The 21105-nt window shown below is 66.9% G+C and carries 21 protein-coding genes; 13 read left to right on the forward strand and 8 right to left on the reverse strand.

Annotated elements, in window-relative coordinates:
- Positions 1-576: 576 nt before the first annotated feature.
- The 5 genes from ACUZUJ_RS05465 (at position 577) to ACUZUJ_RS05485 (ending at position 5504) form a co-directional block, all read left to right on the forward strand.
- The gene (locus ACUZUJ_RS05465; RefSeq protein ID WP_119007169.1) at positions 577-1122 is read left to right on the forward strand and encodes an Imm57 family immunity protein; all 546 of its coding nucleotides are present in this window, start codon (positions 577-579) and stop codon (positions 1120-1122) included.
- A gap of 433 nt (positions 1123-1555) precedes the next feature.
- The gene (locus ACUZUJ_RS05470; protein WP_458220363.1) at positions 1556-2452 is read left to right on the forward strand and encodes a hydroxypyruvate isomerase family protein; all 897 of its coding nucleotides are present in this window, start codon (positions 1556-1558) and stop codon (positions 2450-2452) included.
- 27 nt (positions 2453-2479) lie between these two features.
- Positions 2480-4165: a GMC oxidoreductase gene (locus ACUZUJ_RS05475; RefSeq protein WP_049443838.1), complete on the forward strand. Its 1686-nt coding sequence runs from the start codon at positions 2480-2482 to the stop codon at positions 4163-4165.
- Positions 4165-4746, forward strand: a complete 582-nt coding sequence (locus ACUZUJ_RS05480; protein WP_049443837.1) for a gluconate 2-dehydrogenase subunit 3 family protein — start codon at positions 4165-4167, stop codon at positions 4744-4746. The genes ACUZUJ_RS05475 and ACUZUJ_RS05480 overlap by 1 nt, the downstream gene beginning before the upstream one ends.
- A gap of 14 nt (positions 4747-4760) precedes the next feature.
- Positions 4761-5504 (forward strand): 3-keto-disaccharide hydrolase, encoded by a 744-nt coding sequence (locus ACUZUJ_RS05485; RefSeq protein WP_458220391.1) that lies wholly within the window; start codon positions 4761-4763, stop codon positions 5502-5504.
- 30 nt (positions 5505-5534) lie between these two features.
- On the opposite strand, the gene ACUZUJ_RS05490 is transcribed toward ACUZUJ_RS05485, so the two are convergent.
- Genes ACUZUJ_RS05490 through ACUZUJ_RS05510 form a run of 5 tightly spaced genes read right to left on the reverse strand, consistent with a single transcriptional unit; the run spans position 5535 to position 10167 of the window.
- Complete coding sequence (locus tag ACUZUJ_RS05490) at positions 5535-5831, reverse strand: c-type cytochrome (RefSeq protein ID WP_049398853.1); 297 nt, start codon at positions 5829-5831, stop codon at positions 5535-5537.
- An 18-nt stretch (positions 5832-5849) separates the two neighbouring features.
- A complete protein-coding gene (locus ACUZUJ_RS05495; RefSeq protein WP_049443832.1) occupies positions 5850-6713 on the reverse strand; it encodes a sugar phosphate isomerase/epimerase family protein in 864 nt (287 codons plus the stop codon).
- Positions 6714-6732: 19 nt separating this feature from the next.
- Positions 6733-7857 (reverse strand): Gfo/Idh/MocA family protein, encoded by a 1125-nt coding sequence (locus tag ACUZUJ_RS05500; RefSeq protein WP_101765081.1) that lies wholly within the window; start codon positions 7855-7857, stop codon positions 6733-6735.
- 12 nt (positions 7858-7869) lie between these two features.
- Positions 7870-9087: a nucleoside permease gene (locus tag ACUZUJ_RS05505; protein WP_458220364.1), complete on the reverse strand. Its 1218-nt coding sequence runs from the start codon at positions 9085-9087 to the stop codon at positions 7870-7872.
- 27 nt (positions 9088-9114) lie between these two features.
- Positions 9115-10167 carry a sugar phosphate isomerase/epimerase family protein gene (locus ACUZUJ_RS05510; protein ID WP_458220365.1) on the reverse strand — a complete coding sequence of 351 codons (1053 nt, stop codon included), beginning with the start codon at positions 10165-10167 and terminating at the stop codon, positions 9115-9117.
- A 95-nt stretch (positions 10168-10262) separates the two neighbouring features.
- Here ACUZUJ_RS05510 and ACUZUJ_RS05515 point away from each other — a divergent pair, with 95 nt between their 5' ends.
- The 6 genes from ACUZUJ_RS05515 to ACUZUJ_RS05540 all read left to right on the forward strand — a co-directional run bounded on the left by ACUZUJ_RS05515 (position 10263) and on the right by ACUZUJ_RS05540 (position 16508).
- Positions 10263-11270, forward strand: a complete 1008-nt coding sequence (locus ACUZUJ_RS05515; protein WP_430345106.1) for a LacI family DNA-binding transcriptional regulator — start codon at positions 10263-10265, stop codon at positions 11268-11270.
- A 116-nt stretch (positions 11271-11386) separates the two neighbouring features.
- Positions 11387-12439: a sensor domain-containing diguanylate cyclase gene (locus ACUZUJ_RS05520; protein ID WP_458220366.1), complete on the forward strand. Its 1053-nt coding sequence runs from the start codon at positions 11387-11389 to the stop codon at positions 12437-12439.
- Between the two features lie 116 nt (positions 12440-12555).
- Positions 12556-13581, forward strand: coding sequence for an AI-2E family transporter (locus ACUZUJ_RS05525; RefSeq protein WP_458220367.1), 1026 nt, complete (start codon positions 12556-12558; stop codon positions 13579-13581).
- A gap of 162 nt (positions 13582-13743) precedes the next feature.
- The gene (locus tag ACUZUJ_RS05530) at positions 13744-15486 is read left to right on the forward strand and encodes a GGDEF domain-containing protein (protein WP_049443818.1); all 1743 of its coding nucleotides are present in this window, start codon (positions 13744-13746) and stop codon (positions 15484-15486) included.
- A gap of 70 nt (positions 15487-15556) precedes the next feature.
- Complete coding sequence (locus ACUZUJ_RS05535; protein ID WP_049443817.1) at positions 15557-15994, forward strand: hypothetical protein; 438 nt, start codon at positions 15557-15559, stop codon at positions 15992-15994.
- Positions 15995-16007: 13 nt separating this feature from the next.
- Positions 16008-16508 carry a GNAT family N-acetyltransferase gene (locus tag ACUZUJ_RS05540; RefSeq protein WP_101765088.1) on the forward strand — a complete coding sequence of 167 codons (501 nt, stop codon included), beginning with the start codon at positions 16008-16010 and terminating at the stop codon, positions 16506-16508.
- A gap of 3 nt (positions 16509-16511) precedes the next feature.
- On the opposite strand, the gene ACUZUJ_RS05545 is transcribed toward ACUZUJ_RS05540, so the two are convergent.
- A complete protein-coding gene (locus ACUZUJ_RS05545; RefSeq protein WP_458220368.1) occupies positions 16512-17486 on the reverse strand; it encodes a LysR family transcriptional regulator in 975 nt (324 codons plus the stop codon).
- A gap of 173 nt (positions 17487-17659) precedes the next feature.
- Between ACUZUJ_RS05545 and ACUZUJ_RS05550 the strand changes: the two genes are divergently transcribed.
- Positions 17660-18583 carry an alpha/beta hydrolase gene (locus ACUZUJ_RS05550; RefSeq protein WP_032127632.1) on the forward strand — a complete coding sequence of 308 codons (924 nt, stop codon included), beginning with the start codon at positions 17660-17662 and terminating at the stop codon, positions 18581-18583.
- A 36-nt stretch (positions 18584-18619) separates the two neighbouring features.
- Here the strand turns inward: ACUZUJ_RS05550 and ACUZUJ_RS05555 are convergent, their stop codons facing one another.
- Complete coding sequence (locus ACUZUJ_RS05555; RefSeq protein WP_049443810.1) at positions 18620-20014, reverse strand: DUF2867 domain-containing protein; 1395 nt, start codon at positions 20012-20014, stop codon at positions 18620-18622.
- A gap of 24 nt (positions 20015-20038) precedes the next feature.
- Positions 20039-20350: a metalloregulator ArsR/SmtB family transcription factor gene (locus ACUZUJ_RS05560; protein WP_006423919.1), complete on the reverse strand. Its 312-nt coding sequence runs from the start codon at positions 20348-20350 to the stop codon at positions 20039-20041.
- Between the two features lie 141 nt (positions 20351-20491).
- On the opposite strand from ACUZUJ_RS05560, the gene ACUZUJ_RS05565 reads away from it, so the two are divergent.
- Positions 20492-21073 (forward strand): NMCC_0638 family (lipo)protein, encoded by a 582-nt coding sequence (locus ACUZUJ_RS05565; protein ID WP_049443807.1) that lies wholly within the window; start codon positions 20492-20494, stop codon positions 21071-21073.
- The last annotated feature ends 32 nt before the right edge of the window (positions 21074-21105 follow it).

Genomic DNA, 21105 nt, shown 5'->3' on the forward strand with positions numbered 1-21105 from the left:
GCAACATCAGTTTCTGGCAGAATCCCGCCGTGATCCATCCTTCTCCTACAGCGAGATGTTGATAGATGACTGGCGACACACCTGAGCGAATCAGATTTGAGAACGGAGAACGACACGGGAAGACGTCTGCTCGAGTCCATCGCTGGCCGCGGAAGCAATCATCAGCATCGGCCCGTTTCGACTATCGATCTGTGCATGGTCTCGGCGGGTCTTGATGACGGCGTGCGAAGGACGGGTATAGGCCTAGCGAGCTGGCGCGGGGCTGTCGCAGATCCTGCGGACACGGTCTCTGCGGGCCTATGCCCAATTGCGCCGTTCTTCACCAAAGCAAGCCCAATGGCCGAGCCTTGGAGCCCGCTCCAGGAACCAATACATTTGGCAGATCCCTGATAAGGTCACACAGCTGTGCAAACGCCTTTGGTCCGTCCCTTGGGCCGCACTTCTGTTCCGAGGGGTGCGTGACTGGCACCGCTGCCGATCTGAAAAGGCTCAATGAGCTAATCGACGATGAGCCAGGGAGTACTCTGCAGGTAATGGATCAGTTTACACGTCTTCCCCCACGTTTCTGGTGAGCCGATGAATACCACTGCGCAAATTTCGTGCCTCGTCCTTTGCGTCCTGCTTGGGTCTTCCGTGTCCGCCCGTCCGCTGTCAGAAAGACTCGCGGCGGACATCGAGATGGCCGAACACTCTATTCTTGCCTCGCTGGTGGTGCACAAAAGTTCCGAGAGCAAGTCGCTGTGCTCTCAGACGCCATATGCTTGTGCAGGAGCAGACGGTGCTGAGCTTGGTCTCGCCTTGATAGGGGGCAGCAGGAGTGCTGCCGCTCCTCGGCACTTGGTTGAGCTGTCGCGATTCCGTATGGATGGAGCGCTTTCCGAGGACTACAAGTGCTACCTCGCCGCGCATGGAAATTCAGTGGCTCAGGCTGCGCCGAAGCTGGATGCCAAGAAGCTGGCAGGGCAATGCATGTCCGAATTTGCTGCTTTCAAACGTCGGGCCGGCGCCGCGAAGTTCGACGTGGCGCCCGAGAATATCTGCAACTCAGTGGCGGACATCCAGCGATCCCTGCGTGAAGCTGTCCGACTAGCCAATGCAGGCGGTGAATGTGACGGCTTCTGAGTCGGTCGTCGGAAAGAGCTGATGCGTAGGTGATTCGCGAAGCCTTGGCTTGGTTGACTACTGTCGCTCGACGTCACGAGCTATACAGCTCTTCAATCCGCCGGCTCCGAGGCGGTGCTGGGCCCTGGCGGCAGGGTGCGCCCGGATGCATAGGGCCAATGCCTTGGCTCGGGGCATCGAAGTTCTACTGACTTTGCTCGCTCGCTTGAGCAAAAAGCCTGTAGATCTCATCTCAGGCCACTGATTTGGTTAGAAAAGGAAGCCCCGCCGATGCGGGGCTTTTCTTTCTGCGCGATGTCGTTGGCATTGTGCTTCGCAGCATCAGTTTTCGTGCACCGCGACTTGCAAACAGGCAATTTCCTCCCCTATGGTGCAATCGATTGCATTGCTGTGAATCGTTGCGTTTGATACCGGTTGGGAGGCCGGCAGGTGGATGTCCATCCATTCGATCAGACCGGTCCCGGCGATAGGGCTCACGCGGCGCGATGCGTTGCGCCTTGCGGTTGCTGGCGGCATTGGCCTGGGGGCGGCAGGCGTGCTCCCCGCATTCGCCGCCGATGCGCCGCTCAAGGGCAACCTGAAGCATTCCGTCGCCCGCTGGACCTTCCCGCAGCTGTCGGTCGCCCAGCTCTGCGCGGCGGTGAAGGGCATCGGTTTTGCCGCCATCGATCTGGTCGGCCCGGAAGACTGGCCGACGCTGAAGGCCAATGGCGTGTACAGCTCGATGTGCAACGGCGCAGAGCTGGGCCTGACCAAGGGCTTTGCCGGCCGCGAATTCCACGACCAGCTGGTGGAGCGCTACACGCGGCACATCGACCTGGTGGCTGACGCCGGCTACCGCAACCTGATCTGCTTCTCCGGCAACCGCAACGGCATGGATCCCCATGACGGCATGGCCAATGCCGAGGCGGGCCTCAAGCGCATCCTCGGGCATGCCGAGAAGCGCGGCGTCGTGCTGGTGATGGAGCTGCTCAACTCCAGGGTCGACCATCGCGACTACCTGTGCGACCACTCGGCCTGGGGCGTGGAGCTGTGCCAGCGGCTCGGCTCGGACAACTTCGGCCTGCTCTACGACATCTACCACATGCAGATCATGGAGGGCGACATCATCGCCACCATTGGGAAACACCACGCCTGCTTCAAGCATTACCACACCGCAGGCGTGCCCGGCCGGAACGAGATCGGAGACCAGCAGGAGCTCCACTATCCGGCCATCTGTCGCGCGATCCGCGATACCGGTTTCAAGGGGTATCTGGCGCAGGAGTTCACGCCTGCAGCGCCCGATCCCGTTGCCTCATTGCGCGAGGCGATCCGCCTCTGCGACGTCTGAAACGATATCCACCCAGGTGAGAAACCCATGGCAGATAATCACTACGACGCCATTGTTGTTGGCTCGGGAATCAGTGGCGGTTGGGCGGCGAAGGAGCTGACCGAAAAGGGCCTGAAGGTCCTGATGCTGGAACGCGGGCGCAACATCGAGCACGTCAAGGACTACGTCAATGCGATGAAGGAAGCGTGGGACTTCCCGCACCGCAACCGGCCAACGCAGGCGATGAAGGCCGACTTTCCGGTGCTGATGCGTGACTACGGCCTGGCCGAGAACCTGGAAGGAATGTGGGCCAACGAACAGGACTCGCCCTACATCGAGACCAAGCGCTTCGACTGGTTCCGCGGCTACCACGTCGGTGGTCGCTCATTGTTGTGGGGCCGGCAGAGCTATCGCTTCTCCGACCTGGACTTCGAGGCCAACCTCAAGGATGGCATCGCCACCGACTGGCCGATCCGCTACGCCGACATCGCGCCGTGGTACGACCATGTGGAAAGGTTCGCCGGCATCGCCGGCACGCGCGAAGGACTGGACGTGTTGCCGGATGGTGAGTTCCTGCCGCCGATCCCGTTGAACATTGTCGAGAAGGATGTGGCCGCGCGGATAAAGAAGGCCTTTGGCGGCACCCGGCACATGATCCACTCGCGCACCGCCAACATCACCAAGCCGATGCCCGAGCAGGGCCGCGTCAACTGCCAGTATCGCAACAAGTGCATCCTGGGCTGTCCTTTTGGTGCCTACTTCTCGACCCAGGCGGCGACGCTGCCAGCGGCGATGAGGACCGGCAACCTGACCTTGCGGCCGTTCTCGATCGTCAAGGAAGTGCTCTACGACAAGGACCGCAAGCGTGCGCGCGGGGTGGAGGTCATCGACGCGGAGACCGGGCAGACCTACCAGTACACCGCCAAGGTCATCTTCCTCAACGCATCGTCGTTCAACTCGACCTGGCTACTGATGAACTCGGCCACCGATGTGTGGGAGGGCGGGCTGGGCTCATCGTCGGGCGAACTCGGGCACAACGTGATGGACCATCATTTCGGAGCGGGCGCCTCCGGCCGGGTCGAGGGCTACGAAGACAAGTACTACTTCGGTCGTCGTCCCTGCGGCTTCTACATTCCGCGTTTCCGCAACGTCGCGGCCGACAGGCGCGGCTACCTGCGCGGGTTCGGCTACCAGGGCGGTGCCAGCCGCACGGGCTGGTCGCGCGAGATCGCCGAGCTGAACATCGGTGCCGATCTGAAGGAGGCGCTGACCGTGCCCGGTGACTGGCGCATCGGCATGACCGGGTTCGGTGAAATGCTGCCGCACCACGACAACACGATCCGCCTGGACCGCGACCGCAAGGACAAGTGGGGGCTGCCGGTGCTGGCGATGGACGTTGCCATGCGCGCCAACGAACTGGCGATGCGCAAGGACATGGCCGCCGATGCCGCCGAGATGCTGGAGGCGGCCGGCGTCAAGGACGTGAAGATGCACGACAACGATTACGCCCCGGGCAAGGGCATCCACGAAATGGGGACCGCGCGCATGGGACGTGATCGGAAGAGCTCGGTGCTGAACCAGCACAATCAGGTCTGGGATGCCCCCAATGTCTATGTGACCGACGGTGCCTGCATGACCTCCAGCGCCTGCGTGAATCCCTCGCTGACCTACATGGCGCTGACCGCGCGCGCGGCCGACCACGCGGTACGCGAACTGAAAGCGGGGAACCTCTGATGGATCGCCGCGAACTGCTGAAGATGATCGTCGCCGCTACCGGCGCGGCCATGGTCGGCCTGCCTGCGCTCGCGCAGGGAAACGCCGCTGCGGCACCGGTGAAGACCCTGTTTTCCGATGCCGATATCGGCACGCTGGACGAGATCGCCGAGACCATCCTGCCGCGGACCCGGACGCCAGGGGCGAAGGATGCCGGCGCCGGCCTGTTCATGGCGACCTTCGTCAGCGACTGCTATACCGCACGGCAGCAGTCGACGTTCCGCGCAGGGCTGGCCGACATCGACAGACGCGCCGGCGGCCGCTTCGTGTCGCTCACGCCGGAAGCCCGAACCGAATTGCTGCGCACGCTGGATGCGGAAGCAAAAGCAAAATCACACACGGCCGAGGTCACCGAGACCGGTACGCCTGAAGAGGGCGAGGCGATGCCGCACTACTTCACGATGCTCAAGCAGTTGGCCATCTTTGGCTTCTTCACCTCGAAGGTCGGCGCGACCGGGGTGCTGCAGTACGTCGCCGTGCCGGGGCGCTACGACGGCGACCTCGCCTATGTTCCCGGCACGCCGGCGTGGGGGACCAGCTGATGGAGCGCAACAGAATGATCAAGCCGGTGCTGATCGCGGCCACCGTGCTGGCCGCTGCACCCGTGTTCGCGCAGAACGGTGCCGACGCCGCGCGCGATCCGAAGAAGACCGAGGTGTGGACGCCGGTGCCCGCGACCGTGGCTACGCCGCAGGGCAAGGCCCCGTCCGATGCAATCGTGCTGTTCGATGGCAAGGATGTCTCCGCGTGGGAGTCGGAGCAGGGCGGACGCGTGCCCTGGAAGGTTGCCGATGGCGCCATGACCGTCGTGCCCGGCAGCAAGGGTATTCGCACCAGGCAACGCTTCTGCGACGTCCAGCTGCATGTCGAGTGGCGCACGCCCACCGGCACGAAGGGCTTCGACGGACAGAACCGCGGCAACAGCGGCATCTTCCTGCAGGAGCTGTACGAGCTGCAGGTGCTCGACAGCTACAACAACCCGACCTATGCCAATGGCCAGGCGGGCTCGATCTACAAGCAGGCCATGCCGTTGGTGAACGCCTCGCGCGCACCGGGACAGTGGCAGGCCTACGACATCCTCTGGAAGGCGCCACGTTTCTCGCAGGGCGGCGGGCTTGTGTCGCCCGCGCGCATCACGGTGCTGCACAACGGCGTGCTGGTGCAGGACGACACGGTGCTGGCGGGCAAGACCGAGTACATCGGCGCGCCGTCGTACTCGCCGCATGGGTGCGCGCCGCTCTATCTGCAGGAACATGACGCCAGGGTCAGCTACCGCAACATCTGGGTGCGCGAACTGTAGGGGCATGCGGCCGGCGTGATCGCCGGCCGCTTACTTCGCCAGGTAGCTGGCGATGTCATCGATCTCCTGCTGTGACAGTTGGGAGAAGGGCGGCATCAATCCGCCGCCCTTGCTGATCTTTTCCTTGATCTGCGCGGGTGCCATGCGTTTGCCGATATCGGTGAGCGCCGGGAATGCGCCCGGCATGCCCGCACGATCGGCGCCGTGGCAGGCCACGCAGTTCGCGGTGTAGAGCTTCGCACCTGCGGCCGGGTCGTCCTTGCACCAGGCGGCTGTCGCAACGCTCATGCCGCCCAGCGCCACCGCCATTGCCAGGATCATTTTCATGTGGGGCTCCTTGATGCGTCAGCGCCGCGCACGGGCGGGCACGTTGGTGGTCAGGTGTTCACGCAGATAGTCCGCACCGGTCTGGATGACCTTGGCCGGATCGCGTGGCTGGTCGTGCTCGATGATGTACCAATGCACGCCGGCGGCTGCCGCAGCAGGCAGGATCGCGTTCCAGTCCAGCACGCCCTGGCCCACCGCAGCGAATCCGCCTTCGTCTTCGGCCTGGCCCTTGGGCGCGTTGTCCTTTGCGTGCACCGCGAATACGTGGCCGCGGAATTTTCCCAGCATCACCGCCGGGTCCAGGCCTGCGCGCGCGACCCAGGCCAGGTCCAGCTCGGTCTGCAGGTCGGGACCGGCGGCGGCGAACAGCAGTTCCAGTCCGGTCCTGCCGTCGACGTCGGCCAGTTCGAAGTCGTGGTTGTGGTAGGCCAGGCGCATGCCCTTGCCGCGCACCTGTTTCGCGATGCGGCCCAGTTCCTGGCCCAGGGCGGTCCAGCCGGCGGCATCGCTCGGGCGATCCTTCTTGTCCAGGTACGGCACCACCAGCGTCGTGTTGCCGATCGACCGGTTGAAGGTCACCACGCCATCCAGGTTGCTGCGCAGCTCGGCCAGCGGCACGTGCGATGAAATCGCCTTGATCGAATACCGGTCCAGCAGCTGCTTGAGTTCGGCCGCGCTGGTGTTCTGCGTGCCGACCGTCTCCACCGCATGGACGCCTGCGTCGTGGACGATCTTCAACTGCTGCTCGAGCGAGCCGGCATCGCGCAGGCTGTACATCTGCACCGCGATCGGCTTCTGTGTGCTGGCGGCTTCGACTGCGAAAGCGGGCAGGGCAGCGAGCAGCAGGACGAGGCTTGCAGTTCCATGGACAAGGGCTTTCATCAACAGATCCTCCCGGGTTTCAACCGATGGCAGTCCAGGCGCGCGACCTGGCCGATGCAATGACACGATCGACGATCCGCGCCGAGCGCACGCCGTCCTCGAAGGTGGGCAGCCCCTGCGGCCGCTCGCCCTCGATGGCGCGATAGGTGTCGGCGACGAATGCTTCGAAGCACTGGGCGTAGCCCTGCGCGTGGCCGGCTGGCAGCGCCGACAGCCGGCGTTGTTCGGCACTGCCGGCGCCCGGCCCGCGCACGAAGATCTCCTCGCGCTGGTCGGGCAGGCCGATCCACAGGCGCTCGGCGTCCTCCTGGTTGAAGGCCACGCTGGCCTTGGCACCATCGATCTCGAACCAGAGGCGGTTGTGGCGTCCGGCCGAGACCTGGCTGACCGTCAACGACGCCAATGTGCCGGCGCCGGTCCTGAACATCGCCGCCGCCACGTCCTCGCTCGTTACCGCCTGCGTTGCGCCGCCTGCCGCCGGCGTGCTGAAGCTCTGCCCGCTGACGGCGCTGCGCTCAGCGATCACGGTAGAGAAGGCCGCACTGACCTCGGTGAAGCGCTCGCCGCTGACCCATTCCACCAGGTCGCACCAGTGCGAGCCGATGTCGGCGAACACGCGCGATGTGCCGCCCAGCGCCGGGTCCACGCGCCAGTTGTTGCTGGCCGGGTCCAGCAGCCAATCCTGCAGGTAGCTGCCGTGGATCAGGTGCAGCGGCCCGAGATCGCCCTGGGCGATGCGTGCGCGCGCCTCGCGCACCACCGGGTGGTAGCGATAGACGAAGGGGACCGTGGCAACCAAGCCGGTCGAGGCGGCCAACGCCGCCAGCGCCTGCGCATCGTCCAGCGTGGTCGCCAGCGGTTTCTCGCAGATGACGTGCTTGCCGGCTTCCAGTGCGGCCTGTGCCATCGCGCGGTGCAGATGGTTGGGCGTGCACACGTGCACCACCTGCACCTGCGGATCGGCGATCACCTCTTCGATGTCCCGGTAGGCGCGCGGAACATTCCACAACTGCGCCATCTCACGCGCGCGCTGCGCTGACGAAGCGGCCACGCCGCGTACCTCGGCACCGGCGAGCAAGGCCGCGCGGCGGTGCACGGCGCCGATCATGCCGGTGCCGACGATGGCGATTCCAAGCGTTGGCATCGGCTCGAATCCTCAGGGTGTGGAAGATGCGGCGGCCACGGCGGGCCGGTCGCGGAACAGCAGCAGGAAGGCGATCAGCACGACCAGCGCGACAGCGGCCGGGAACAGCCAGATCTGCTGCCAGTCGCGTCCGGCGGCCGTGGTGAAGTGCTCCACCACCGCGCCGGACAGGAAGGTGCCGATCAGCATGCCCACGCCGTACGTGGCCAGGGTGATGAAGCCCTGCGCGCTGCTGCGCACGGCGGGGCCGGCATGGGCATCGGTGTAGATCTGGCCGGTGACGAAGAAGAAGTCGTAGCAGATGCCGTGCAGCACGATGCCGATCACCAGCAGCGAGAAGCCGCCGCCCGCATCGCCGAAGGCGAACAGGACATAGCGCACGACCCAGGCCGCCATGCCCACCGCCAGCATCGTCTTCACCCCCAGCCGCACGAACAGGAACGGCATGGCCAGCATCAGCAGCACTTCGGAGACCTGGCCCAGCGACTGCAGGCCCGCGGCGCCGCGCACGCCCAGGTCGTTGAGATACGGATTGGTGAAGTTGTAGTAGAACGACAGCGGGATGCAGATGGCGATGGACGCCAGGAAGAACACCAGGTAGGCACGCGACTTCAGCAGCCGCAACGAATCCAGCCCGAGGATCTGCCCCAGCCCGGCATCGCGCTGCCGGGCCAGTGGCGGCGTGTGCGGCAGCGTGAACGCATACAGGCCCAGCACCAGCGATGCCAGCGCGGCCATGCGGAAGGTCAGTTCAAGCCGATGCGCCTGCTCCCAGCCCAGCCAGCCGATCAGCACACCTGCAACGATCCAGCCGATGCTGCCGGCCACGCGTACCAGCGGGAACTGTTTCTCGGGCGACTGCATGTGGCGCATGGCTACGCTGTTGGCCAGCGCCAGCGTCGGCATGAACAGCAGCATGTAGCCCATCACGCAGGCCGAGAACACGCTGAAGCTGGTGGCGGTGGACGCCAGCCACATCAGCACCGCGCCGGCCAGGTGCAGCACCGCGAGGATTCGTTGCGCGGCGAAGTAGCGATCGGCGATCAGGCCGACCAGGAACGGCGCCACGATGGCGCCGATGGACTGGCTGAGGAACGCCGTCGCCACCTGGCTCGCGCTGGCCTGCAGCGGGCCCTGCACCAGGTAGGTTCCGAGGGTCACGAACCATGCCCCCCAGATGAAGAACTGCAGAAACATCATCGCGCCCAGGCGCGACATGGCGTGCGTCATGGCTTGCCCTCCCGGGGCGGTCGTGGCTCAGATTCCCAGCATGCGGTGCAGTGATGCGGCGTCCGTGCCGCTGTCGGCGAAGTCATCGAAGGCGCGTTCGGTCACGCGGATGAGGTGGTCGCGGATGAAGGCAGCACCTTCGCGCGCACCGTCCTCGGGGTGCTTCAGGCAGCACTCCCATTCCAGCACCGCCCAGCCGGGGAAGTCGTACTGCGCGAACTTCGAGAAGATCGCCTTGAAGTCGATCTGGCCATCACCGAGCGAACGGAACCGGCCCGGACGATCAATCCAGTCCTGGTAGCCGCCATACACGCCGCTGCTCGCGCTGGAGCGATACTCCGCGTCCTTGACGTGGAAGATGCCGATGCGCGCGTGGTAGCGGTCGATGAAACCCAGGTAGTCCATCTGCTGCAGCAGCAGGTGGCTGGGGTCGTACAGGATCTTGGCGCGGGGGTGATGATCCACCACATCGAGGAAGCGCTCGAAGGTCGCACCATCGTGCAGGTCCTCGCCGGGGTGGATCTCGAAGCACAGGTCGACGCCGCAGGCGTCGAAGGCATCGAGGATCGGACGCCAGCGACGGCCGAGTTCGGCGAAGGCTTCCTCCACCAGTCCCGGTGGGCGCTGCGGCCAGGGATAGAAGTAGGGCCAGGCCAATGCGCCGGAGAACGTGGCATGCGCGGTCAGCCCCAGGCGCTGGCTGGCTTTGGCGGCCAGCAGAAGCTGCTCCACCGCCCAGGCCTGGCGGGCAGCCGGATCGCCGCGCTTGTCCGGCGGCGCGAATCCGTCGAACAGGCTGTCGTAGGCGGGATGGACGGCAACCAGCTGCCCCTGCAGGTGGGTCGACAGTTCGGTGATCTGCAGGCCGTGCCTGGCCAGCATGCCGGCAATGTCGTCGCAGTACGCCTGGCTGCGCGCCGCCTCGGCCAGATCGAACAGGTGGGGCGCGCTGGTGGGGACTTGTACGCCAGAATAACCCAGACCCGCGGCCCATCCGGCCAGCGTGTCCAGCCGATCAAAAGGAGCTGTGTCGCCGATGAACTGCGCCAGGAACAGCGCTGGACCCTTGAGCGTCTTCAACGTGATTCGCCCTCGATGCAATCGATTGCATTATCCTAGCAGGGGCGCACGCAGGACCTGTTGTGCACTGCACAGCGGACAGGAGAACTAACGCCATGGCCACCATCTACGACATCGCAAAGCACGTCGGCGTCTCCGCAGGCACGGTGTCGCGTGCGCTTTCCCGGCCGGACAAGGTCCTGCCCGCCACCCGCGCACGCATCGAGCAGGCCGCCGCCGCCCTCGGCTACGTGCCCAACACGGTGGCCCGCACGCTCAAGACCCAGCGCAGCGGCAAGATCCTGGTCACCGTCCCGGACATCGCCAATCCGTTCTTCGCGCAGATCCTGCAGGGCGCGGAGGAGGCCGCGCAGGCGGTCGGCTACGCGGTCCTGCTGGGCGATACCCAGCATCAACCCGACCGCGAGGAGCGCTACGCGCAGATGCTCCGGCGCAACGAGGCCGACGGCATGATCGTGCTCGGCCATCGCCTGCCACCCACGGCGCGCGAGATCGTCGAGCAGCGCGGCGCCGCCGCGCCGGTGGTCAACGGGTGCGAGTTCGACCCTGCACTGGGCATTCCCAGCGTCCACATCGACAACGCGGCCGCCGCACGCGCGGTGATGGAGCATCTGTACGGGCTGGGACACGAACGGATCGCCGTGGTCGGCGGGCCGCCTGACAACCCCCTGCACCAGCAACGGCTGGAAGGGGTGCGGGCAGCCGGCAAGGCGCGTGGCCGCCTGCGCCAGCTGAGCATCGTGCCGGGGGATTTTTCCGTGGAATCCGGCCATGCGGCTGCCATGGCGCTGTTGGATGGCACGCCGGCACCGACCGCGGTGTTCTGCTTCAGTGACCAGATGGCGTTGGGTGCCCTGGCCGCCTGCCGGGACCGGGGCATCCGCGTGCCGGACGAACTGTCCATCGTCGGCTTTGATGACCTGGCGTCTTCCCGCTACCTCACGCCGCCATTGACGACCATCCGGCAGCCCATGCGGGAGATTGGCGAGCGTGCGGTCAACCTGCTGCTCGCCATCATCGAACACGTCGACGTGCCGCTGCAGCAGACGCTGGAGTTCAGCTTCATGCTGCGGGGTTCGACGGCTGCGCCCCGGCGTGGGTGAGGGCGGCGCCGCCGCCGTGAGTCCTTGATCCCGAATTGACGCCGAGCTGTCAGACTCGGCATGGACAGCTCGGCAGGGGCCGGGGTGGAACGTGCGATCGCGCAAGGGGGTCGGCAATGCCGTTCTTGACTGACTCGACGGAAGTCGCGGTCGAAGGCATCGGCGCGGCACGTCGCATCGGCTGGATGCGCTTCGTCGGCAATGGCCTGGGCGCGATTCCCATCGCCTCGATCATTCTTGAACGCCAGGACGGCCTGTGGGCCTGGGTGTTGCTGCTGCTCAATGCGTTGGCGTGGCCGGCACTCGCGCTGGTGCTGACCCAGCGCGCCCGCCAGCCTGCACAGGTGCAGTTCCGCTGCATGGTCGCCGATTCCTTCTTCGGCGGCGGCTGGATCGCCTTCATGGCGCTGAGCGCGGTCCCCAGCGCGTTGTTCGCCGCGCTGCTGGTCGCCGACAAGATCGCCGCCGGTGGCGTGCGCCTGGCGATGCGGGCCACGCTGGCGCTGGTGCTGGGTTTCGCGATCACCTGGTGGGCGCTCGGCTTCCCTTACCAACCCGTTTCCTCGCAGCGCACGATCGTGCTCAGCGTGCCGTTCCTGTTCGTGTATGGCATCGGTCTCAGCATTCTCAGCTGGCAGCTGGCGCGCCGGGTCAAATCGCAGAACCGTCAGCTGCAACGGCTGAGCCGGATGGACCCGCTGGTCGAGCTGGCCAACCGCGGCTTCCTGATCCTGCGTGCGCAGCAGGCACTGGACCGGGCGCAGGGGCAGGGCGGTTTTGCCTGCCTGCTGATGCTCGACGTGGATGACTTCAAACGCATCAATGATTCGCTTGGCCACCGCGCGGGCGACGAGGTACTGCGGCATATCGCTGCAACATTGCGCACGTTTGCGCGGCCCGGTGATACCCCGGCGCGGCTGGGTGGCGATGAGTTCGTGGTGCTGCTGCAGGACTGTGCGCCCGTTGATGCGATGCACGTGGCCGAGCGGGTGCGCCTGCATCTGCTCGAGGCCGCGCGCCAGATCACGCCGGCCGTGGAGTTCAGCGTCAGCATCGGCATTGCCGCGACGCCGCGGGGGGGCAGTGTCGAGGACTGGCTGGCACTGGCCGACCGCGCGCTGTACCACGCCAAGCGGCAGGGCAAGAACACGGCCAGCTACGGAGAGTGAGTCGATGGGGCGGCGGCAGGGCCGCCACGGCATGAGAGCGTAACGCCCGTTCAGCCTGCACGCCGAATCGGCGGGTCAATCCTCTACCATGGGCCACCCCGCCCGGACGCGCTCCCATGCAAGACGCCCTTGTTGCCCAGCCCAAGCCCCCCATCCCAAGGATCGCGGCGTGGCTGATGATGTTGCTGGGCATGTGGCTGGCGCTGAAGCTGGGCCTGGTGGTGACCCTGCTGTCCGGCCTGCTGGTGTTCCAGCTGACGCACGTGCTGGCCGCCACCGTGGAGGGCAGGCTGCCGCCGGGACGGGCGCGGGCGATCGCGGTGATTGTGCTGTCGGCGATCATCATCAGCGGGCTGGTACTGGCCGGCATCGGCGTGGCCTCGTTCTTCCGCAACGAGACCGGCGGCCCGGATGCACTGCTGGCGCGCCTGATGGAGATCCTCAACACCTCGCGCCACCAGGTGCCGGCGCTGCTGCAACCCTATATTCCCGAAGACATGCCGGCGCTGCGCACGGCGCTGAACGACTGGGCCGCCGAGCATCAGCGCCAGCTGGGCGTGGCCGGTACCTCGGTGGTGCAGGTCGGTGTGCGCGTACTGATCGGTATGGTGCTGGGCGCGATGATCGCGCTGTATGACGAACTGCCGCTGCCGAAGATGGGGCCGCTGGCGCAGGAGCTGATCGGGCGCACCAGCCGCCTGGCCACCGCGTTCCGCCAGGTGGTGTTCGCGCAGGTGAAGATCTCGCTGCTCAACACGGTGTTCACCGCGATTTTCCTGCTGGGCGTGCTGCCGCTGTTCGGCGTGCACCTGCCGCTGTCCAAGACCCTGGTGCTGATCACCTTCCTTGCCGGCCTGCTGCCGGTGGTGGGCAACATCATCTCCAACACGATCATCACCATCGTTGCGCTGTCGGTCTCGTTCTACGTGGCGGTGGCGGCGCTGCTGTACCTGATCGTGATCCACAAGCTGGAGTACTTCCTCAACGCGCGCATCGTCGGTGGCGAGATCCAGGCGCGTGCCTGGGAGCTGCTGCTGGCCATGCTGGTGATGGAGGCAGCCTTCGGCCTGCCGGGCCTGGTCGCCGCGCCGGTGTTCTATGCCTACGTGAAGCGCGAACTGGTCGACCAGCGCTGGATCTGACGCGGCAGGGCATGACGCATTCGCCCCGTTTGCACGGTCCGCGCGGCCTTGTCGGTGCGTTCGCGGCGGGCGCGGTATACCCACGGCAACGGTTGGTCCGGTGGCGGCTTGGCGCCTGTGTAGGCGGCCGCTACAGTGTTCTGCACGACAGGGGAAATGTGCATGGCCCGCAAGGCGTCGCCCATCGGATTGCGGACCTGGGTCTGGATCCTGGCCGGGCTGTTCGTAGTCTGTACGCTGCCGTTGATGGCCATCGCGCTGGTGCAGGGCACGCTGCGCTTCACTGCCGCCGAGGACAACCTGGTCAGCCTGCGCCAGCTGCGGCAGACCTTCGACCTGGCCAACCTGGTGTCGGCCGAGCGCGGCCCCGCCAACAGCCTGCTCGGGTCCAACACCGCCGATGCGGCCGAACAGGCCCGGTTGGCAGCGCAGCTGGCGGTCGCGCGCCAGCGGGTCGATACCGCCCTGCAACGCCTGGACACCGTGTTCAACGCCGACCCGGGCGTGGTCGACGAACATGGGCTGCTGGCCGATGCGCAACGCCGCCTGCAATCGGCGCGGGCCGCCGTGGACCGGGTGGCGGCGCAGCCGCATGGCGCGCGCCGGGTGGAGGACGTGGAGCGCGCGATCAGCAGCATGTTCGCCGTGGTCGATCGCCTGCACGTGCTGACCTCGGCGCAGATCAACGTGCTGGTCAGCGCCGACCGCGAAGCGGCGATTCCGGCGATGCAGGGCCAGGTGCTGATCGACCTGCGCGAGCATGGCGGCCGCCTGGCCTCGAACGTGATGGCACCGGTGGCGGTACCGGGGGCATGGCGCGACGAACAGGTGCGGGCGGCATTGCAGACCGAAGGCCGCCTGCTGGAGCTGTGGCGGCTGGCGGGCAGCCATGAAGCGGTGTTCCGCAGTGATCCGGCGCTGTCCTGGCATTGGGACATGGCACGCCGGCAGTTCTTCGGCGAATCGCTGCCGATGATCGAACAGTTGATCGAAGATGGCCGGCGCGGCGTGCCACCGCCGTGGACCGCCGCCGAGTTCACCACGCGCTACGTGCCGACCCTGCAGTCGCTGGAAGCGCTGCGCGATGGCTACCTGAGCGTGTCCATCGCCCGTTTCGAGCGCACCCGCAACCGCGAAGCGACGCGCCTGGTGGTGCTGGTGGCGACGGTGCTGGGCACGCTGGTGGTGCTGGGCGTGGCGCTGCGCATCGCACATCTTCAGATCCTGCGGCCGCTGCTGCAGGCGCAGAAGCAGGTCATCCAGATCGCCTCGGAAGCGCCGGGCCCGGAGCAGCATGTGACCCATCCGCTGGCCGAGATGCAGCGCCTGTTCGATGCCATCGAAGTGCTGCGCGAGAAGTCGCGCGAGCGCTCGGCGTTGACCAGCGAGCTGCGCCAGCTGGCCGGCACCGATGAGCTGACCGGGCTGTTGAACCGGCGCGCGCTGGACGAGATGGTGCAGCAACGTCATGCCGACGGCGGCAACAGCGCGGTGGTGATCCTGCTGGACGTGGACCGCTTCAAGGCGATCAACGATGGCCACGGGCATGATGCCGGCGACGAGGTGCTGGTGCAGGTGGCGCAGCTGCTGCAGCGCCACCTGCGCCGCAGCGACAGCATTGCCCGCTATGGTGGCGAGGAGTTTCTCGTGTTGCTGGCCGACGGTGATCTGGCCGGTGGCCGCCAGCTGGCCGAGTCGCTGCGGGTGGCGCTGCAGCGGCTGGACATCGCCCTGGTCGGTGGCAAGGTGCTGCGGGTCACCGCCAGCTTCGGTGTGGCCGAGGGCGGCACCGACGCGCTGGGCTGGCGCACGTTGCTGCGCGCTGCGGATGCGGCCATGTACCAGGCCAAGGCGCAGGGCCGCGATCGCGTGCGCGTGGCCGGCGGTGGTCGCATCGCGCGCTGACGCACGACGTTCATCACCGGCGCACGTGGGGGCCCCTAGACTGGACGCCCGCCCGCTGCTGGAGCCCATCATGACCATGCGACCCATTGCCGTCGCCGTGCTGCTCACTGGCCTGCTGGCCGGCTGTGCGACTCCTGCACCGAAGACCGTTGCCGATGAACCGCGTCATCCCTCCATCGCTGCCGGCGTGAGCCCGGTGCCTGCCTTCACCGGTGGCGGCGCCGGGTGGCGCATCGAGATCACGTCCACTGGACAGGGCAATCACGATGCCAGCCTCAGTGCCGAAGGTCGTACCCACAAGGGCACGCTGCGCTATCCCGGCCAACCGGCCGACGCACCCAGCTCGCTGATCGTGCTCAACGGCGAGCTTGGCAGGCAGCCGGCCATCGTCGAGATCAAGCGCGAGTCGTGCCGCAATGCCGAAGGTGTGGACACCCTGGCCAGCGTGCAGGTGACGATGGAAGGGCAGCCGCAGCGTCGTGGCTGCGGTCACCTGGCCGTGTACTGAGTCGCTGCCCGGCATGCTCGAGATTCCCACCCTGCATACCGCGCGCCTGCGGCTGCGCCCGCAGCAGCTGGACGACTTCAACGTCTATGCCGCGTTCCTGGCGTCGCCGCGCGCGCGTGGCATGGGGGGGCCGTTCGGTGAGGTGGCGGCGTGGGGCCAGTTCTGCCACGACCTGGCCAGCTGGCATCTGTTCGGTCATGGTGCATTGATGATCGAGCGTGCCGATACCGGTGCCTGCATCGGCCAGGTCGGGATCAACCACGGCCCGCTGTTCCCGGAAAAGGAACTGGGCTGGCTGCTGTATGACGGCCACGAAGGGAAGGGCTTCGCTACCGAAGCGGCCGGCGCGCTGCGCGACTGGGCCTTCGTGGTGGCGCAGCTGCCGACCCTGGTCAGCTACATGGCACCGGACAACCAGGCGTCGCAGGCCGTTGCACAGCGGCTGGGCGGCGTGCTGGACGATCACGCCGTGCGCAGTGATGCCGATGATCTGGTGTATCGCTACCCGCGCTGACGCCTAGCTGCCCGTGGCCGGGGCCTGTACCGTGCGGCCGAGCGCCTTGGCGACGCCTTCGCGCTTCTCGATCAGGAACTCCATCAGGGCGCGCACGCGCGGTGGCATCTGCTCGCGCGAAGGCACGTACAGGTAGAAGCCGGGGAACGGTGACGACCACGCCGGCATCAGGCGGACCAGGCGCCCATCGGCCAGCATCGGCTGCAGTGACAGATCGATATGCTGCATCACGCCCAATCCCTGCAGCGCGGCGCGGATCATGCCCTCATCGTCGTTGGTGACATAGCGTCCGCGCGGTTCCACTTCAAAGTCGTGACCGGGCTGGCCCGGCGTGCTGAATTCCCAGGCATAGACCCCGCCGCTGCCGGTCTGCCGGTAGCCCAGGCACTCGTGGGCGGCCAGGTCGGCGGGCGTGGTGGGCGTGCCATGGCGGGCCAGGTAGGCCGGCGAGGCGACCACCACCATTTCCAGCATCGGCGTGACCGGCACGGCGATCATGCCTTCGGCCAACCGCTCGCCAAGGCGGATGCCGGCGTCACAGCCGTCGGCAACGATGCTGGACAGGCCGTCGTCCATCACCAGCTCGATGCGCAGCTCGGGGTAGCGCGCGAAGAACTCCGGTAGATGCGGTTCGATCAGCGTCCTGGCAGTCAGGCGCGCGGTGTTGATGCGCAGCAGGCCGGACGGAGCGTCATGGCTGGCGCGCAGGTCGCGTACTGCGGTTTCGATGGTGCTCAGCGATGGCCGCAGTGCGTCGAACAGGCGCTGGCCTTCCTCGGTGAGCGACATGTCACGGGTGGTCCGGTGCAGCAGGCGTAACCCCAGCTGTTTCTCCAGGGTCTTCAGGCTCTGCGACAACGCCGGGCGCGAGACCCCCATCTCAACGGCCGCTTTGGTGAAGCTGCGGTGGTGGGCGATGTGGGCAAACCAGGCCAGCTGGGGCAGCAGGGCCGGGTTGATCGGGCTGGGGGCGCTCATGGGGCTCGGTCGGCAGGAGGGCGGGAGAAGATGGCGGCACAGGCTGTCGCTCTTTGGTAATTGCAGCTTACTACTTTGGTTGTGATTGGCCGCTTTTTCGGTCCCAATCCCGGGTCTATCGTGCATGCAACGGCGACACCCGTCGCCTCCCGCCGCTACCGAGGAGCCGCAGCATGGAAACCATCAACATCCAGAATCCGGACATGGCCTGGCCGATCGCCGCCGACCTGCATTTCCCGCCGGACTTCGACCGCAACCGGGTCTATCCCGCGATCATCAGCATGCATCCGATCGGCAGCTGCAAGGAGCAGACCGCCGGCAACATCTACGGTGAGGCCCTGGCTCGCGAGGGCTACGTGGTGATCGCCTATGACGCCAGCTTCCAGGGCGCCAGCGGCGGCGAGCCGCGGCGGGTCGAAGACCCGACCCAGCGCGTGGAGGATGTACGCCGCGTGGTCGACCATCTGGTCACCCTGCCATACGTGGACGCCGAACGCATCGGCGTACTGGGCATCTGTGGCGGTGGTGGCTACGCGATCAACGCCACCATGACCGAGCGACGCATCAAGGCGGTCACCAGCATCACCGGTGTCAACTTCGGCCGGCTCAGTCGTGAGGGCTTTGGCGGTTTCGATCCGATCGGCACGCTGGAGGCCATCGCTGCCCAGCGCACCGCCGAGATGCGCGGCGGCGAGGCCCGAGTGGACCTGTTCCTGCCGCCTTCGGTGGAACAGGGGCGCGCCGCCGGCATCACCGATATCGACGTGCTGGAGGCCACGGACTATTACCGCACGCGCGAGCCGCAGCCCAACGGCGTGGTCAGTGCGTTGTTCTCGCATCGCGGTGCAGCGGTGGGCTGGGATGCCTTCCACCTGGCTGAAGTCCTGCTGACCCAACCGTTGCTGGTGGTGATCGGTGACAAGCCGGGTGGCTTTGGCGCCTACCGCGATGGCCTGGAGATCCATGGTCGTGCGGCGTCGAAGCACAAGCAGTTGAAGGTGGTGGAAGGCTGGTCGCATTACGACCTGTACGACAAGCCGGAGCCGGTGCGCGAGGCCCTGTCAGCGGTCGTTCCCTTCTTCAAGCAGCACCTGTGAGCTGACCTGGCAGGTGGTGCCGGCCACGGGCCGGCATCATCTGTACGCGGAGTATTCCGCCCAGTCATCGAGATCGCCCAGTTCCGGCGCCAGCGCATGTTCGACCGCGCGGCGCAGCAGTGCCGGCGCGACGTAGTGCCGGTGCGCGGCATCGATCAGCGCCATGTACAGGCGGCCGAACGCATTGCGGGTCTGCACGCGTGTGCCGAGGCTGATCTCGATGTGGCCATCGGCACAGCGTTGCACGCGCACGCTGCTGCGGAAGCGCAGGTGGCGATCATCGGCGCCGAGCAGCACTTCGGCGCAGGTGTCCCCGTCATCGATGTGCGCGTCCAGCACCGGGTAGCGGCCGGCGAACAAGCGGCTGCGGTCGGTCGACAGCAGCGACGATACCGGGCAGCCGAGTGGCGACGTGCGCAACCGCAACGGCGCCACCAGGCGGTTGCGCAGCGCCATCAGGTGGCCCACGCCGGCAGGTGGATTGCGCAGGAAGCCTTCCAGCACATCGGCCAGCAGCGCCGACGCGGCGTGATGGGTGACCTGCGTGCTGTCCAGGCGCAGGGTGGTCTGGTCCTGGTAGTGGCTGTGTGGCAGTGCAGCGGGCAGCAGCCCATCGCTGGCGGCGGCCTGCGAGTGGACGGGATAGGCCGGCGTGGCGCGTTCGACGAAGCCGCGCAAGCGCCGCAATGAAATCCTCCGCAGCGGGCCCAACAGAGCGCGGGTATGCGCGCACAGGTGGGCGCACAGGCTGGGAGGTGCGGCCTGCAGCGACAACTGCAGCAGGGGGGAGGCGGCGAGGCTTGCGGCCGAAGGCCAGTGCGCTTCCGGCAATACCTCGGTCAGGCTGGGGATATCGGCGGCATTGCGTTGAACCTGTGCACGGGCCTGCTCATCCATCGCCCCGGCCAGCTCATTGCTGTGGCAGGACAACGCGAACAGCGCAGGATGTGCGCGATGGTTCGATGCGAACTGGTGCCAGGTGCCGCCGCCGAAGCGCACGGTGAACAGGCAGTCTGGTGGAATGCGGATGCGCCGCAGCGTGCGTGCGAAGGCAGCGGGATCGCGCGCCAGCTGCGCGTCGGACGCGGTGGCAAAGCGCAGTTCGGCGCCGGCGCTGCCGGCGATGGCGGTGAACATGCGCGGCCCGGCATGCCGATGGAAGGGATGGCCGCCGGCGCCGACGGTGAAGCTGTACAGCGAGGAGGCGTCGCCCTGCTGCAGGTGCATGCCGCCAAGGCGCGCGGAAGGCTCGTCCAGTGCATCGATGAAGGCCGGGTGGTGGCGCTGGCGCTGGCTGGCGTCGGTCACCAGCGCATCACCGGCACCGATGCCGAGCTGCGCGATCAAGGTGACTTCGGTGGGGCTGCCGCCCTCCAGCGCTGGAAGCTGCACCCCTGGAAACGAACGGCGGTCGCGGGTCGAACCAGGCATGGTCATGCTCCTTGGCGGGGTGGTTCAGCGGGCAGGGGACTTGCGGCGGGCGCGTGCTTCGCGCTTCAGCGGGCCGCCGACCGGACAGACTTCGGCCGCCCAGGAAAACAACGTGTTGGCCAGGCGGTCGGGCACCTGCCGGAAGTACACGAACTGGCCGCGCTTCTCGCGTTCGATCAGGCCGGCTTCCTCAAGGATGCGCAGGTGGCTGGACAGCGCCGGCTTGCTGAAATCGAAGCGCCCGGCCAGCTCTCCCGCGCTGAGCTCGCCGGCGCTGAGATAGGCCAGGATCTGCCGGCGGGCGGTGGAGGCGAGGGCTTCGAAGATACGGTCCATGGCTAGCTAATTAACTAATTCGTTAATTGATACTCCTCCGCCCCGCGCCAGCTGTCAAGCCATGGCCCGTTGCGCCGCCCGTTGCGCGCCGCGCCCGGGCTTTGCCATCCTCCCTGCTGTTTTCCGTACCGTGGAGTTCCAATGCGCCCTGCCTTCTGGCTGATCCTGGCCCTGCTGCCCACCCTGGCGGTGGCGCAACCCGCGCGTACTCCCAAGGCCAAGGCCCCGGCGCAGGATCCCTTCAGCGAGCTGTTCGATACCGCCTGCATGCAGCACATCGGTGCGCCGGCGCGCCTGCAGTCGTTGATGGAAACCAACGGGCTGGCACCGCTGCAGCCGGCCGAGGCGGCAACGTTGCTGCAGGGGCAGGCAGGCGTGGCCTGGATGGTGCCGTTGGCCAGCGGCCGCTATGCGGTCAGCTGGGCCGACGATGGAACCTGCACGGTGTATGCGGAGAAGGCCGATGCAGCGGTGGTGCAGAAGGGCTTCGCACGGCTGGTGCAGGCGGCGCCGAAGCCGTTGCAGGCGCGCTCGCTGCCGGGCCGTGGGCCGTTGTCGGCCGACCAGGTGGCGATCCAGTACGGCTGGGCCACGCCCGGCCAGGCCAGGCTGCAGGCGCGCTTCCGGCTGGTCACGCGGCAGGCGGCCGAGGCCGGCGTACAGGCGATGGCTTCGGTGACGCCGGGTGAAGCGATGCTGGAACCTGCGGCACCCACCCGGTAACGCCTGTGGGCCCGGAGCCCAGCCGGTGACCC

The sequence above is a fragment of the Stenotrophomonas sp. S4 genome (assembly GCF_054187805.2).

Excerpts from the sequence above, each read along its gene's own strand:
- ACUZUJ_RS05465 (WP_119007169.1), top strand. The coding sequence starts at position 577 with ATGAATACCACTGCGCAAATTTCGTGCCTCGTCCTTTGCGTCCTGCTT.
- ACUZUJ_RS05555 (WP_049443810.1), bottom strand. The coding sequence starts at position 20,014 with ATGCCTGGTTCGACCCGCGACCGCCGTTCGTTTCCAGGGGTGCAGCTT.
- ACUZUJ_RS05525 (WP_458220367.1), top strand. The coding sequence starts at position 12,556 with ATGCAAGACGCCCTTGTTGCCCAGCCCAAGCCCCCCATCCCAAGGATC.
- ACUZUJ_RS05535 (WP_049443817.1), top strand. The coding sequence starts at position 15,557 with ATGACCATGCGACCCATTGCCGTCGCCGTGCTGCTCACTGGCCTGCTG.
- ACUZUJ_RS05520 (WP_458220366.1), top strand. The coding sequence starts at position 11,387 with ATGCCGTTCTTGACTGACTCGACGGAAGTCGCGGTCGAAGGCATCGGC.
- ACUZUJ_RS05530 (WP_049443818.1), top strand. The coding sequence starts at position 13,744 with ATGGCCCGCAAGGCGTCGCCCATCGGATTGCGGACCTGGGTCTGGATC.
- ACUZUJ_RS05490 (WP_049398853.1), bottom strand. The coding sequence starts at position 5,831 with ATGAAAATGATCCTGGCAATGGCGGTGGCGCTGGGCGGCATGAGCGTT.
- ACUZUJ_RS05485 (WP_458220391.1), top strand. The coding sequence starts at position 4,761 with ATGATCAAGCCGGTGCTGATCGCGGCCACCGTGCTGGCCGCTGCACCC.
- ACUZUJ_RS05515 (WP_430345106.1), top strand. The coding sequence starts at position 10,263 with ATGGCCACCATCTACGACATCGCAAAGCACGTCGGCGTCTCCGCAGGC.
- ACUZUJ_RS05470 (WP_458220363.1), top strand. The coding sequence starts at position 1,556 with ATGTCCATCCATTCGATCAGACCGGTCCCGGCGATAGGGCTCACGCGG.
- ACUZUJ_RS05475 (WP_049443838.1), top strand. The coding sequence starts at position 2,480 with ATGGCAGATAATCACTACGACGCCATTGTTGTTGGCTCGGGAATCAGT.
- ACUZUJ_RS05545 (WP_458220368.1), bottom strand. The coding sequence starts at position 17,486 with ATGAGCGCCCCCAGCCCGATCAACCCGGCCCTGCTGCCCCAGCTGGCC.
- ACUZUJ_RS05540 (WP_101765088.1), top strand. The coding sequence starts at position 16,008 with ATGCTCGAGATTCCCACCCTGCATACCGCGCGCCTGCGGCTGCGCCCG.
- ACUZUJ_RS05560 (WP_006423919.1), bottom strand. The coding sequence starts at position 20,350 with ATGGACCGTATCTTCGAAGCCCTCGCCTCCACCGCCCGCCGGCAGATC.
- ACUZUJ_RS05550 (WP_032127632.1), top strand. The coding sequence starts at position 17,660 with ATGGAAACCATCAACATCCAGAATCCGGACATGGCCTGGCCGATCGCC.
- ACUZUJ_RS05495 (WP_049443832.1), bottom strand. The coding sequence starts at position 6,713 with ATGAAAGCCCTTGTCCATGGAACTGCAAGCCTCGTCCTGCTGCTCGCT.
- ACUZUJ_RS05565 (WP_049443807.1), top strand. The coding sequence starts at position 20,492 with ATGCGCCCTGCCTTCTGGCTGATCCTGGCCCTGCTGCCCACCCTGGCG.
- ACUZUJ_RS05500 (WP_101765081.1), bottom strand. The coding sequence starts at position 7,857 with ATGCCAACGCTTGGAATCGCCATCGTCGGCACCGGCATGATCGGCGCC.
- ACUZUJ_RS05505 (WP_458220364.1), bottom strand. The coding sequence starts at position 9,087 with ATGACGCACGCCATGTCGCGCCTGGGCGCGATGATGTTTCTGCAGTTC.
- ACUZUJ_RS05480 (WP_049443837.1), top strand. The coding sequence starts at position 4,165 with ATGGATCGCCGCGAACTGCTGAAGATGATCGTCGCCGCTACCGGCGCG.